This window comes from Arthrobacter glacialis (assembly GCF_002909445.1).
In the GTDB taxonomy this organism is placed as follows: Bacteria; Actinomycetota; Actinomycetes; order Actinomycetales; family Micrococcaceae; genus Specibacter; species Specibacter glacialis.
The window spans coordinates 126,201-138,992 of sequence record NZ_PPXC01000009.1 but is presented as its reverse complement, the minus strand read 5'-3'; the positions used below and the strand labels follow the sequence as shown (position 1 = coordinate 138,992).

General features: G+C 63.8%; 11 protein-coding genes. 3 read left to right on the top strand and 8 right to left on the bottom strand.

Annotated features, from left to right (window positions below; all coding sequences use genetic code 11):
* The first annotated feature begins 19 nt into the window (after positions 1–19).
* A complete protein-coding gene (locus CVS27_RS12880; RefSeq protein ID WP_103466142.1) occupies positions 20–1,072 on the top strand; it encodes a hypothetical protein in 1,053 nt (350 codons plus the stop codon).
* Positions 1,073–1,095: 23 nt separating this feature from the next.
* Here CVS27_RS12880 and CVS27_RS12875 read toward each other — a convergent pair whose 3' ends face one another.
* The 6 genes from CVS27_RS12875 to CVS27_RS12850 all read right to left on the bottom strand — a co-directional run bounded on the left by CVS27_RS12875 (position 1,096) and on the right by CVS27_RS12850 (position 8,978).
* Positions 1,096–1,839, bottom strand: coding sequence for a CE1759 family FMN reductase (locus CVS27_RS12875; protein WP_243400174.1), 744 nt, complete (start codon positions 1,837–1,839; stop codon positions 1,096–1,098).
* A gap of 105 nt (positions 1,840–1,944) precedes the next feature.
* Positions 1,945–3,462, bottom strand: a complete 1,518-nt coding sequence (locus CVS27_RS12870) for an amino acid permease (protein ID WP_103466141.1) — start codon at positions 3,460–3,462, stop codon at positions 1,945–1,947.
* An 83-nt stretch (positions 3,463–3,545) separates the two neighbouring features.
* On the bottom strand, positions 3,546–4,979 hold the full coding sequence (locus CVS27_RS12865) for an aspartate ammonia-lyase (protein WP_103466140.1): 1,434 nt from the start codon (positions 4,977–4,979) through the stop codon (positions 3,546–3,548).
* Positions 4,980–5,079: 100 nt separating this feature from the next.
* The gene (locus tag CVS27_RS12860; protein ID WP_103466139.1) at positions 5,080–6,048 is read right to left on the bottom strand and encodes an asparaginase; all 969 of its coding nucleotides are present in this window, start codon (positions 6,046–6,048) and stop codon (positions 5,080–5,082) included.
* Positions 6,045–6,752, bottom strand: coding sequence for a FadR/GntR family transcriptional regulator (locus tag CVS27_RS12855; RefSeq protein ID WP_103466138.1), 708 nt, complete (start codon positions 6,750–6,752; stop codon positions 6,045–6,047). The genes CVS27_RS12860 and CVS27_RS12855 overlap by 4 nt, the downstream gene beginning before the upstream one ends.
* 201 nt (positions 6,753–6,953) lie before the next feature.
* The gene (locus CVS27_RS12850; protein ID WP_243400173.1) at positions 6,954–8,978 is read right to left on the bottom strand and encodes a DUF5107 domain-containing protein; all 2,025 of its coding nucleotides are present in this window, start codon (positions 8,976–8,978) and stop codon (positions 6,954–6,956) included.
* 228 nt (positions 8,979–9,206) lie between these two features.
* On the opposite strand from CVS27_RS12850, the gene CVS27_RS12845 reads away from it, so the two are divergent.
* Complete coding sequence (locus CVS27_RS12845; protein WP_243400172.1) at positions 9,207–10,346, top strand: alanine racemase; 1,140 nt, start codon at positions 9,207–9,209, stop codon at positions 10,344–10,346.
* Between the two features lie 11 nt (positions 10,347–10,357).
* On the opposite strand, the gene CVS27_RS12840 is transcribed toward CVS27_RS12845, so the two are convergent.
* Together CVS27_RS12840 and CVS27_RS12835 are read right to left on the bottom strand one after the other, a co-directional pair.
* Entirely contained in the window at positions 10,358–11,290 is a 933-nt protein-coding gene (locus tag CVS27_RS12840; RefSeq protein WP_103466136.1) for a TIGR01777 family oxidoreductase, read from the bottom strand.
* Positions 11,287–11,937 (bottom strand): TetR/AcrR family transcriptional regulator, encoded by a 651-nt coding sequence (locus tag CVS27_RS12835; RefSeq protein ID WP_103466135.1) that lies wholly within the window; start codon positions 11,935–11,937, stop codon positions 11,287–11,289. Before CVS27_RS12835 ends, CVS27_RS12840 begins: the two co-directional genes overlap by 4 nt.
* 132 nt (positions 11,938–12,069) lie before the next feature.
* Here CVS27_RS12835 and CVS27_RS12830 point away from each other — a divergent pair, with 132 nt between their 5' ends.
* Entirely contained in the window at positions 12,070–12,786 is a 717-nt protein-coding gene (locus CVS27_RS12830; RefSeq protein ID WP_103466134.1) for a class I SAM-dependent methyltransferase, read from the top strand.
* The last annotated feature ends 6 nt before the right edge of the window (positions 12,787–12,792 follow it).

Sequence of the window (12,792 nt, the reverse complement as noted above, 5' to 3'; positions counted from 1 at the left end):
ACAATGGCAGTGATTCATCATGAGCACCAGCACAGACGTTCAGCCCGTACGGCGGGACAGCGAGCCGGAAGGGCCCGCCCCCGCCGCCGGAAAAACGCGCCAGATTCCTGATGTTCCGCGGCGCATCGTCCTGGCCACGCTGGCCACGGCGGCCATCACCACAGCATTCCAGGCCAACATTGCCGCCGACTATCTGCTGACGGAGCGCAGCCAATACCGCATCACCACCCCCGACAATGAGGAAAACAGGACGGCCGCACAACGTTTCTCGGGCAAGACCTGGTATCTGCTGGGCGGATTCAGGGTCAGCCACCGGGATGCCGGGCGGAAGTTGGCGGCCCTGCAGGGGGCCATGAACCAGCGCGCCCCGGCGTCGTACATTGGCTACTCCAACGAGGGCATTGACATTGCGCAGCTTTTCATTGCCATCCAGCGCGATGCGCATGCACGCAAGATCAACACCGTGTACTTTTACGGCGACAGCTTTGGCGGCATGGCGGCCGCCGTTCTGGCATCACTGCTGGCACAGAACGGCATTGCGGTGCCCGTGGTGGTGATGGGTTCAAGCCCCAGCAATGTGCTCGATATTCTGGATCCTGGCAAGGCGTACATTGCCCTGGCCGGCAGGGTGGTCCCGTATCTGGGTCTGCTGGGTCGTGTGGGCGCGGGCCTGTTTGGCGGGCTCTCCAACCCCAACGGCCAGGGCATGTATCAAGCCGCGCGCAGCGGCCTTGCCCGGTCCTTCGACCTGGAAAGCAACTCGCTCATCCTCAGCACCACCCAGGCAATGTTCCTGCAGTCCTTCCCTGCCCAGTACGACGGCGGGGTCCCCGGCAGCACGGGCATCGGGCTGATTTACGATCCGGGCGACTTTATTGTCAACGCTCGAGCAGCCACGCTGGGCTGGGAGTCATTGTTCCCCCGCAACCCGCGTTTTGCCTACAACGTGCCCAAAACAGGCCACGCGAGTCCCGAGATACACCCGGATGATTACAGCACGGCACTGCGCGTGGTGCTCGATCAGCTGGACCCGCCGCCACTGACCAGCAAGCCGGTCCAACCCATCTTCTAAGGCTGGGCTGCTTCCTTGCGAGGCTAGCGGGCCTGCGTTTGGGCCAGCAGTTGCTCGAAGGGCAGGGAGGTCATGTCAAAGGTTTCGCGCTGTGCCCTTTTTTCCCGGTGCCCCACAATTCCGTGGCCAACACCGTGCCCCACAACAGGGCCGCCCGCCAATGCCGGGGACGCGGTGGACGGCGAGGCGGACGTGTCCGTGCCGGCCGGCGTCGTGCCTGCGTGTGAAACCCGGGCCATAACGGCGGCAAGTTCTCCGGCACCCTGGGCAATCCGGCGTTCCAGCGACTGCGTCCCGGCACTGCCCCAATCCTCGGGTGAGGCGTAGACGGCCGTTGCCATGGTGTTGGCGCGCAGGTAGCTGAACAGTGGGCGGATGGCCATGTCCAACACCAGCGAGTGGCGCGAGGAACCGCCCGTGGCGCCGAACAGCACGGGCATGCCGTCAAGGAATTTCGGGTCCAAAACGTCAAAGAACGACTTGAACAAGCCGCTGTAGGAGGCGCTGAAGGTGGGGGTCACCGCAATCATGGCGTCCGCCGCGGCTACCCGCTGCACCACATCGCTCAGGGCCGGGCCGGCGTACCCGGTGACCATGTTGTTGGCAATGTCAGTGGCGAAATCGCGCAGGTCAATAACGTCCAGCACAGCCGTGATGCCCTGCGCAGCCAACTGCGTCTGGACCTCAGCGCCCATCTGGTCAGCCAGCATGCGGGTGGAGGACGGAACTCCGAGACCGGCAAAAATGACCACTACAGTACGTTGCACAACTACTCCTTATACTCCCTGGCGAAATCAAACACTTCATGCGTTTGCATCTAATGGAGTCAACCTCGGGGTGCCGGAGGATATTCCCGGCACCCTCGCTGCACGCTAGTCTTCCGCCTGAGGCCCACCATGGTGCGCACCCATCGGGTGGCTGTGGGTGTCGATGTGGCGGTCCGCCGCGATCTGATTGATCCGCCCGCGACTGAGGTACCAGCCCACGATGAGCGCCGGGATGATGACCACCAGCGAACCAATGGTCCAGGTGCCCACAGGGCTGTCGAACGCCATCAACACCAGCACGGCCAGCAGGAACGCGAGCGTCAGGTAGCCCGTATACGGGGCGCCGATCATGCGGAAGGAGGGCCGGATGGCCTTCCCCTTTTTGGCCAGTCGGAACAAGGCCAGCTGGCACAGCACAATCATGCCCCAGGAGGCGATGATGCCCAGGGCAGCCATGTTCAGCACAATTTCAAAGGCCTGGGACGGGACCACGGCGTTCAGGATGACACCCAGGCCGGCCACGGCGGCGGTGAGCAGGATGCCACCATAAGGGACGCCGGCTTTGTTCAATTTGGCGGTGAACTTCGGTGCCGAACCGGCCAGTGCCATGGAACGCAGGATCCGGCCGGTGGAGTACAGCCCGGCGTTCAAGGATGACATGGCGGCTGTGAGCACCACAAGGTTCATGATGGCGTCAATGCCTTCAACACCTATGGAACCGAAGAAGGTGACAAAGGGGCTCTCCCCCGCCTTGTAAGCGGTGTACGGCAGCAGCAGTGAGAGAAGGATCAAGGAACCGACGTAGAAGACGGCAATCCGGATGATGACAGTGTTAATGGCCTTGGGCATAACCTTTTCCGGGTTCTGCGTCTCCCCGGCCGCGGTGCCAATCAACTCAATGGACGCATACGCAAACACCACGCCCTGCATGACCACCACCACCGGCAGCAGCCCGTTCGGGAAGAACCCGCCATTGTCCGCGATCAGGCTGAAGCCCACTTCCTGCCCGGCCACAGGGGTGCCGAAGATGACAAAGTAGGTGCCCACCAGCAAGAAGGTCACCAGCGCAACCACTTTGATCAGCGCGAACCAGAACTCCATCTCGCCAAAGACCTTCACGGAGACAAGGTTCAGCCCCAACACCAACAGCAGTGCCGCCAGCGCCCACATCCACTGCGGCACCGTGCCCATCCAGGGCACATATTTGGAGAAGAAGTGCATGTAGAGCGCCACGGCGGTGATGTCCACAATGGCTGTCATGGCCCAGTTGAGCCAGTAGAGCCAGCCGGAGACAAAGGCCGCCTTCTCCCCGAAGAACTCCCGCGCATAGGACACAAACGAACCCGAGCTGGGGCGGTGAATGATGAGTTCGCCCAGGGCCCGCAAAATCAGGAAGGCAAAGAATCCGCAGATCGCGTAGCTGAACATGAGGCCGGGGCCAGCACTGGCAAGACGCCCGCCGGCACCCATGAACAGCCCCGTCCCAATGGCCCCGCCAATGGCGATCATCTGGATTTGGCGGGTTTTCAAGCCCTTGTGCAGCCCGGCGTCCTCCGCTGTCAGCGAGGCGCCGGGGGCATCTTGAACTAAGTCAGACACGTCGGTTGTTTCTTGGTGGTTCATGGTGCAAATCCTTTTCGTCTGTGCCGTGTGGCTTCGCCGCCCCCTGCGTCGTTGCCGGTTGGCGTCATTGCCGGTTGGCGGTATCAGTCAGCTAGGTTGGCGAGATATTCCGGGCGCAGTAATTCTTGAAGTTGCTCAGCCGTGAGCAACTTATGTTCCAGCACCAGCTCCGCCACGCCGCGGCCGGTGGCCAAGGCTTCCAGGGCGATGGCGGTGGAAGTGGTGTAACCCAGGCGCGGGGTGAGCGCGGTAACAAGTCCGATGGAGTGTTCCACCTGTGCCCGCAGCTTGTCCTCGTGGGCTGTGATGCCGCGGATGCACTTGTCGGCCAGCGTGATGCAGGCTGCCTCCAAGTGGGTCATGCTCTTGTTCAGGCTGTGCACAATGATCGGCTCAAAGGCGTTGAGCTGAAGCTGCCCGCCCTCGGCCGCCATGGTGATGGTGACGTCGTTACCGATGACCTCATAGGCCACCTGGTTGACGACTTCCGGGATCACGGGGTTGACCTTGCCAGGCATGATCGAGGATCCTGCCTGCACGGCGGGCAAGGTAATCTCCCCAAAGCCGGCACGCGGTCCGGAGGAGAGCAGACGCAGGTCGTTGCAGATCTTGGACAGCTTCACGGCCACCCGCTTGAGCACGCCGGAGAGGTGCACAAAGGCGCCGACGTCGGAGGTGGCTTCGATGAGGTCGATGGAGGTTGTCAGCGGCAGCCCGGAAATCTCAGCCAGGTGGCGGCAGGCCAGTGCAGAGTACCCAATGGGGGCATTGAGTCCGGTACCGATGGCTGTGGCGCCGAGGTTGATCTCATGGACCAGCATGGTGGATTCGGCCAGGCGCGCACGGTCCTCCCCCATGGTGACGGCGTAGGTGTTGAATTCCTGGCCCAGAGTCATGGGCACCGCGTCCTGCAGTTGGGTGCGGCCCATCTTCACCACGGTGCGGAATTCCACCGCCTTCACGGCAAAGGCATCGCACAGGTACTCCATGGCGATCACTAGCGACTTTGCCCCGAAAATGGTGGCCACGTTGACCGCCGTCGGATATACATCATTGGTGGACTGGCTCAGGTTCACATGGTCGTTCGGGTGCAGGAACTGGTATTCGCCCTTGCTGTGGCCCATGATTTCCAGGGCACGGTTGGCGATGACCTCGTTGGCGTTCATGTTCGACGACGTCCCGGCACCTCCCTGGATGACGTCCACCACGAACTGCTCATGCAGTGCCCCGGCAATGATCTCCTTGCATGCTGCGATGATGGCCCCGGCACGGACATCATCGAGCAGGCCCAGCTCGTGGTTGGCCTGGGCGGCCGCCTGCTTGACCATGGCCAGCCCGTTGACCAGGTGGGTGTTGGTGCTCAGCGGAATCCCGGTGATGGGGAAGTTTTCCACGGCACGCAGCGTGTGCACACCCCAGTAGGCGTCCACGGGGATGTTGCGGTCGCCGATCAGGTCATGTTCACTGCGGTACGCCAGCGGATCGGATACGGGGTTGTTGGGCTCTGTCTGGGGCATGGTTCTCCTTGATGCTGGCACTTCATTGGGCCGAAAATACGGATGGTAATGGTGCGGGAAAATCTTTGGTGGTGAGTCTTTGGGGGTCTGTCTTTGGTGGTCAGCTACCGAACGGCAGTCCCCGCAAGTTGCCCACGGGATGGCCGCCGCCGTACACGGGCAGCTCGTTGAAAGGTGCCAACAGGTTTGGCTCAACGCCCAGTGCCAGCAGGGCCGGAACGGCCGCCGGCATCCGGGCGCGGTCGCCGCCGTCGGAAATCTTCAGCGCCAACGCGCTGCCGTCCGCCAGGGCGATGACCTGGATGCCCTCGAAGCCGTCCTTGGCCAGCAGCCCGGGGACTGCTTCCATCAAGGCGGTGACGTCCCGACCGCGGCCGGCCACCATCTCCGGATGACTGCGCATGGCGTCGGCAACCTGGCGTTCGGGCGTGCCTGGGGCCGCCGTCACCAGGCGGGCGAAGGCGCGTGCCATGCCGGTCAGGGTCAGGCCAAACACCTCGGTCCCGCAGCCATCGGTGCTGATGGCCGTAATCGTTTCGCCGGTCAGCTCCGCCACCACCTCGCGGATCAGGACGGTCAGCGGGTGCTCCGGGTGCAGGTAGGTCTCTATGGGCCAGCCATTTTGGACGCAGGTGGCCAGCAGGGCAGCGTGCTTGCCGGAACAGTTCTGGGCCAGCTGTGTGGGTCCGTTGCCGGCACGCAGCCAGTGCTCGCGTTCGGTTGGGCCGTAGGGAATGTCTGTGGAATTGCGCAGGTCCTGCGCAACAAGACCGGCATTGGCAAGGATCGCGGCCGCCGTTTCCTGGTGCTTTTCTGCGCCGGAGTGGCTTGCCGCGGCCAGGGCCAGCTGCTCGGTGGACAGCTCCAGGCCGGCCCGGAGCATGGCCACGGCGATCAACGGCTTCAGGGCCGATCGGGGGTACATGCGGGCGCCGGGCTCTCCGCGCGAGAGGAGGCTCCCGCCGTCGTTCTTCAGGGCAATGAGCGAACCAAAGTGGACGCTTTCAATGAGGTCGCCACGGGTCTGCACGGCGAGCGGTGCGTGGGCGGGAAATGGGTTGGTGCTCAAGATTGTTCTGCTCCCATGATGGTGCTCAGTGCGGCGTCGACGGCGGTGAGGTGGATGGCCATGGCGCGGCCGGCGTCCGCGGAATTGCCGTGGGCGATGGCGTCCAGGATGAGGATGTGTTCGGCATCCGAGGTGCTCTTGCGCCCGGTGATCAAGTTGATGGTCTCGGATTGCTTGGCCATGGCGTCCCGGATGTCGTTGATGACACGCTCAAAAACGCCATTTCCGCTGGCCTTGGCAATGGCGGCGTGGAAACTGGCGTCGAGGCTGACCCAAATTTCGGGGTCGTCCTCCTCCGCCATGAGGGCCAGGATGCCGCGCATCTCCTCGAGCTGCTCGGCGGTGCGGCGGGTCGCGGCAAATTCGGCGGCCGGCACTTCGATGTGCGGGCGGGCCTCCATGAGGCTGCGCGCGGAGAATTTGCCCAGGATCAGGTCGCTTGAGGCGCTGTTGGCAATGACAAAGGTTCCTTTGCCGGTGAGCGTTTCGGTCAGGCCCAGGGCGGTGCAGGATCGCAGCGCCTCCCGGATCACGGAGCGACTCACGCCGTACTGCTGGGCCAGGGCGGTTTCGCTGCTGAGCTTGGTGCCGAGCTGCAGGGCGCCGTCCTCAATGGCAGTGCGGATGGCTTTGAATACGGCCTCGGCGGCACTGACCCGGACAATCGGTCCCTGTCCTGCTGTCCAGCTGTCTGACAAGTTCATAAAGGAGACTATGACACGGCTCACAGGGCGGTGTCAATCCGCGGCCCGCTCCCCTCCCTTCAGACGATCCTTCACATCCGGGGCGTTTTTCCCCAACGCTCCCTCGCATCCGGGGCACTTTCTGTAGACGCTCGCTCGGTGAATGAAGGAGCGTTCCCGGAAACAGCCCCGGATGTGAAGGAGCGTCGGTAGTTGGAAGGGCTACTGCATGCTGAACTGGTACTCCGCCGGGACGTCCTCGCCGGGGCACACTTCACGCCACAGCTCCGTCAGAGAATTCACGCCTTCGCGCAGGTCGGGGACCTCAATGCCAGCCTTCAGTATTTCTGCGGCTGCGGCGCTGTCACCCGTGCGCGCAAGGGCCAGGGCCTGCAGGAACTTGACCCGGCCCAGCTCTGCCAAGGACTGCGGCGCCCGGCTCACCAACTCCAGCGCCAACTCCGCGTTGCCGCTGTCCACCGCCATGGTCATGGCCTCCACGAGAAGCCAGCGGTTGTCCACTTCCAGAGCACATGCGGTGCTGAACTGGGCCAGGCCGCCGGTGATGTCGCCCGCCGCCAACAAGGCCAATGCCAAGCCGCGCAATGCCAGAACCCGGCTCCGCGGACTGAGCGGAACTGCTGCAGTTGGGGATCCGGCCAGAACCGTGCGGTACAGGTCTGCAACAACCGCCAGATCGCCGGCGCTGCTCGAAGCCCGCGCATGGACCATGACGGCATGGTGGAAGGCTGCCTCGGCGCTGGCGTTGCGGCTGGCGGTGAGCAAGTCCTCCCAGTCAAGGCCCCGCACAAAGGAGCCGGCACCACCAAAGGGCTGGCTGCCAGCTTTTACGGCGGCGGGTTCGAAGGGCTTTTCCACGATGCCTTCATTGCTCTTGAGCAGTTCCAGCCACGGTTGCTGATCGGCGGTGAGGGTTTCAGGCGCAAACGGGGTTCCTGTTCCATCCAACCAATCCATGGTGGCGTGACGGCGGCGCAGCACCTCCAAGGCGCCCCAGCCGCTGCCGGCCACCACCATTTCCGTCGGCGCCAGATCAGCCCAGCGACCGGCGTCGGACAAGGCCTCCGCAATGGCCGCTTCCGAAACCAAGTCCTCGACGCGCTGCGCGCCGTGGGCCACGGCATCGTCCCAAGGACCGGCTGCGAGCGCAGGGTCAAGGGCGGCATTGCCGTACGCTTCAACCCACTGCCAGCTTGCGCCGGCGGGCATGGGCACGTGCTCAAACTGGGTCTGGGCCAGCCCTGCTTGGATCTCCGCGTAGCGGCGCGGCTCCCCCGAGACGGTGGGGGTGAGCCATTCCTGCCAGCGGTGCCCGCCCACAGTTTCACCCCAAACGAACAGCTTCCGGCCGCGCAATTGTGCCGAGGAAACCAACGCCAGCCCGTCCCCGGAACCGTCGGCGGCCACCTCCCAGCGGCGCTCCTGGGGAGCGATGTCGAAGAAGAAATCGGCGGCCTGGGCGTTGTTGATGGGCCACGTGGCATCCGCGCCATGGAAATGGGTGGCATCAACTCGGGTCATGGAGCCGTCGTAGTCGGTGGCGTAGGATTCCCTCGCCGGGGCAATCACGCGCGTGGCAGGTGTCTGCGGGACGGCGGCGTTGGACCACCAGTACATGGGCACGGTCTTGTCATTCGGGTTCTGGATGCGCACGGCCACGAACACCACGGGCGAGTTCTCTGGCAGCCATGCGTCAATCTGGAAAACCACCTCGCGGAGCCTGTCAAACTCCCACATGCGCAGGACTTCCTGCCCCTCTGGAGTCCGCACAATGGCTGAATGCAGGGGCGAACTGGAGGTGGGTGAGTGCCCACGCGTGCCAATGTTGTATTCGATCCCACCGGCAAACCACGCATTGCGCAGGGCCAGATTGCCGAACATGATGCGGTCCTGGGTGTGCAGCAATTCCTTGCCCGTTGCCTTGTCGGTGAGTTCCCAGAGCCGCCCGCCCAGCTGCGGCAGGAACAGTGCCCTGACATGCTCATTTTCCAGCACGACGGCGGTCAGTTCCGTGGGGCTGACCTCCCGGGAGTAGCTCTCCTGCATGGGATAGGGATAAATGTTTTTCACCTTCCCCCAACCCACTCCCGCGGCAACTTCCGCCGGAATGCCCTCACCCACCGTGTACGGCGGTTCCAGCAATGGTTGAACGGACGGCATGGGCGAATCCTGACCCAGTTCGGCCAGTTCAATCATGCGGGTGGTGAGCCTCAGGGTGGAAGTCATGCGGGGTTCCTGTTCCGGGAGGGGTGAGGTGGCAGGCGCATTGGTTCTGCGGTCCACTAGTGGATGATCAGGAGCCTACCGGCAACAGCGGCTTTGTGGGTGCTGCTACTTCCCAACAAGCACTTTGCGTCAATAGCCATGCCTTCCAGCCAAAATGTCCGGGTACGCAACGCCGATAGAATTGCCAGCAAGCCCCAAAAGCAATGAAGCATCGAAATGGAGAACCTGGTGAACGAATCCGCCTACCCTCAACTGCGCCTGAACGTCTCCGCGCTTGAGCGCAATATCAGCATCATGGCCGCCTGGTGCCGGGAGAGAAATGTGGTCTTGGCTCCGCACGTGAAAACCACCATGTCGGCACCCATCATTGAGCGACAAATTGCCGCCGGAGCCGTGGGGGTGACGGTGGCAACTGTGGACCAGGTGCACACCGTGCTCGAGTGGGGACACCGGAACGTCTTCGTCGCCAACCAGGTGGTGGACAGCTATGGCTTGGGCCGGATTCGAGCGTGGCTCGAGGCTGATCCGGCTCAGATCATACGCATTTTCGCCGACTCCAAGGCAGCCGTGGCCGTGGCAGCGTCGGTTTTTGACGGCAGTGCCCGGCCCCTGGAGATGTTGATTGATGTGGGCACTCTGGCCGGGCGGACGGGCGTGCGCTCCATCGCCGAGGCGCGCGAGGTGGCCGCGGCCATCACGGCAGCGCCCGGACTGCGGCTGGTGGGTGTTGCCGGATATGAAGGCGTGGTGCCCAATTCGCGCGACGCCATCAACCTGGACGCCGTTGACCATCACTGCCAACTGGTGCATGACACCTACGTTGACCTGGCCGGGCAGTTTGAAACATCTGCCCCGATCTTCTCCATGGGCGGTTCGGCTTTTCCGGACCGCGTGATCGAATTCCTGCCGTCCGCCGCGGCTGTTCCTGGCACCGTCAATGTGCTGCGTTCCGGCTGCTACGCCACGCATGACCACGGCACCTACGCGGGCGTCAATCCCCTCCCCGGCCTCACCGCGGCGCTGACCGTCCGCGCCCTGATTCTCTCGGCGCCCGAGGATGGCTTGGTGGTTGCGGGTGCCGGCAAGCGTGATCTGCCGTACGACGCCGGCCTGCCGCCTTTTCTAGCCGCCTACACCGCCGCCGGGGTTGAGAAGCCTGACGCCACGGCCACGGTGCACAAGCTGTTCGACCACCACGCCGTGCTGCTGGGCGCCGAGGGCCTGGCCGTGACGGACATTGTGGAACTGGGCATCTCGCATCCGTGTTCCGCGTTCGACCGCTGGCCGGAGTACCTCGTCACGGATGGCTCGGGTGCGGTGGTTGATCTCTGGCGCACCGATTTTCACCGGGAATCCCTCGGCGGGTAGCTTGCCGGGCCCTAAGCGTGGCGCCGGGCCGACGCCCTAGGGACGCTGGTCCCCGCTGCGTTGCGTCCCGAGATGTCCGCGAGTGCGCGGGCTAGGTCCGGGTACTGCCATGTGAATCCGGCGTCCTGCAGTTTGCCGGAAGAGACCCAGCGGCTTTTGAGCACCAGCTCTGTTTCGGTGCGAATAACCACTGCCCCGATCTTGAGCAGCCAGGCGGGTGTGGGCAGCCCGAAAGGCACCCGATTTGCCGCACGCACGGCCGCCATCAGCTCCTTATTGGTAACCACTTCGGGGGCGGCGATGTTGACCGGACCGGTGATCTGGCGGTGTTCGTGGAGGAACACGACTGCCCGGAACAAATCCTCGACGTGAATCCAGCTGTATTTCTGCTGGCCATCGCCCATGCGCCCACCCAGACCGAGGCGGGCCAGGTTGTTGAAGGGCTGCATGACACCGCCGCCCGGGCCCATGGCGATGGTGATGCGCAAGGGAATCTTGCGGGTCTGTGGCGTGTCCGCCGCGGCGAACGTCTCTTCCCAGCCCCGCGCCACGTCAACGGAAAAGCCTGAGCCGAGTTCGCCGTCGTCCTCGTTTTGCGCACGGTCCCGGGCATCCCGGTAGATGGTCCCGGTGCTGGCGTTGAACCAGTCCCGCGGCGGGCGGTTGCAGGCGGCGACGGCGCGGCCCAGTTCGGCGGTGGTCTCCATGCGCGAGCGGATGATTTCAGCGGTGTTGGCCGGGGTGTAGCGGCAGGAGACTGACTTGCCGGCCAGATTGACCAGCAGATCGGCGCCCTCCAGCAGGCCCGTGATGGCGGAGGTGTCACCCCAGACGGCGTCGCCTGAACGGCCGACGGTGCGGACCCGCCATCCGGCCCCGGCAAGGCGGCTGCGAAAGTGTGTGCCGATGAATCCGGAGGCTCCGGCGATGACTACAGTCTTCACAGCTGCACCTTCGCCTTGAGCGCCAGGGCTTCCTCCACCAGCGGTTTCACCACGGGCAGCCTCGAAAAGGACACCAATTTCGCCACCAGTGGTGCCGCCCCATCTATCAGGGTGCGGGTGCGGCGCTGATTCGCGGAGGTGTCGTAAACCCAGAACAGGACCACGCCCATGTAGGCCAGCCACAGCAGTTCGGGCAGCTGCGGGCGCAGAAAATGTGGCACCTTGGTGCCGTCAATGACGTCGTCGAACAGTCCCACGGCGTTCTCCCGGGCTTCCCTGGACGCCTCTCCGAAGGGGCTCAACGCAGACCGCGGAGGCAGGGCGCTGGAGATGAACGCGCCGCCGAAGTCGTGGTACGGAGTCAGCGCGTCCACACCTGCGTGCAGGGCGGCCTTGAGCCTGTCGGCCAAACCATTGACACCGTCCATGGCCACGGCCGCAGCAGCACGCTGTTCGGCCACGGACTCCCGGTACAACTCCAACACCAACTCATCCTTGGACGCGAAGTAGTAGTAGGCGCTGCCCAGGGAAACACCTGCCTGGGCGGCAATGGCCCGCATGGTGGTCTTGGCAAAGCCCTTGGTGCGAAACATGCCCAGTGCGGTATCCAAGACCAGTGCCTTGGTTTGCGCGCTCTTGCCATCCATATCCAGATCCCCTTTTTGAACGTGTTCAATTATGAGTAAAGCACTCTTTTTGAACATGTTCAAGAATGGACTTCGGGGACGCGCCTTTTACCGGCGGAACTCACGGCCCGCGGCTGTGCAAGAATTTGCAGCATGTCAGCATCATGGATCGACGCTTTGATCATGCCAGGACGCCAGTTGCGCCAGCTCGACGGCGGACTCCTGACAGCGCTTGAGCCGGACGACCGCGGGTCCGCCTATGACGGGCGGGCGGCGATGTACGACCGCGTCATCGGCTCCCGCCTCTACAATCGCCTGGTGTGGGGATCATCGCCAGCCACCTACGCCGATTTTGCGGCCACGGCTGTCAACAGAGGTCACGGACCGATGCTTGATGTTGGTTGCGGCAGCGCAGTTTTTACGGCAGCCGCCTACAGCAGCACCGACCGTCCCCTCATCCTTGTTGACCGGTCTTTGGGGATGCTGGCCCGCGCCGCAGAACGCCTGGATGCGCGCGGCATCCACAGCGGGCGGGTCGCTTACATTCAAGCTGATTTGTTCGATCTGCCGTTCCGCCCGCAGGCATTCTCAACGGTGGCCAGCTTTGGCATGTTGCATCTTTTCGAGGACCTCGCAGGCACCATGGGCGCCCTGAAATCACAAGTGTCCCCGGGAGGCTCACTCCATGCCACCTCGCTGGTCGGCGAGTCCCCCATTGGACGCCGAGCCCTTGCCCTGCTGCACCGGTCCGGCGAGGTTGCAGCCCCACGCACCGAGGGCGAGCTGGCCGCGGCTGCACGCGACGTGCTGGGTCCGACGTCGTCCATCTGCAGGGAAGGGTCCATGGCATTCATGAGTTGGCATGCCTGAGCACGT

Bases quoted from the DNA above. Each gene is read 5' to 3' on its own strand.
- CVS27_RS12870 (WP_103466141.1), bottom strand. From the start codon at position 3,462: ATGAACCACCAAGAAACAACCGACGTGTCTGACTTAGTTCAAGATGCC.
- CVS27_RS12835 (WP_103466135.1), bottom strand. From the start codon at position 11,937: ATGGATGGCAAGAGCGCGCAAACCAAGGCACTGGTCTTGGATACCGCA.
- CVS27_RS12880 (WP_103466142.1), top strand. From the start codon at position 20: ATGAGCACCAGCACAGACGTTCAGCCCGTACGGCGGGACAGCGAGCCG.
- CVS27_RS12850 (WP_243400173.1), bottom strand. From the start codon at position 8,978: ATGACTTCCACCCTGAGGCTCACCACCCGCATGATTGAACTGGCCGAA.
- CVS27_RS12830 (WP_103466134.1), top strand. From the start codon at position 12,070: ATGTCAGCATCATGGATCGACGCTTTGATCATGCCAGGACGCCAGTTG.
- CVS27_RS12855 (WP_103466138.1), bottom strand. From the start codon at position 6,752: ATGAACTTGTCAGACAGCTGGACAGCAGGACAGGGACCGATTGTCCGG.
- CVS27_RS12865 (WP_103466140.1), bottom strand. From the start codon at position 4,979: ATGCCCCAGACAGAGCCCAACAACCCCGTATCCGATCCGCTGGCGTAC.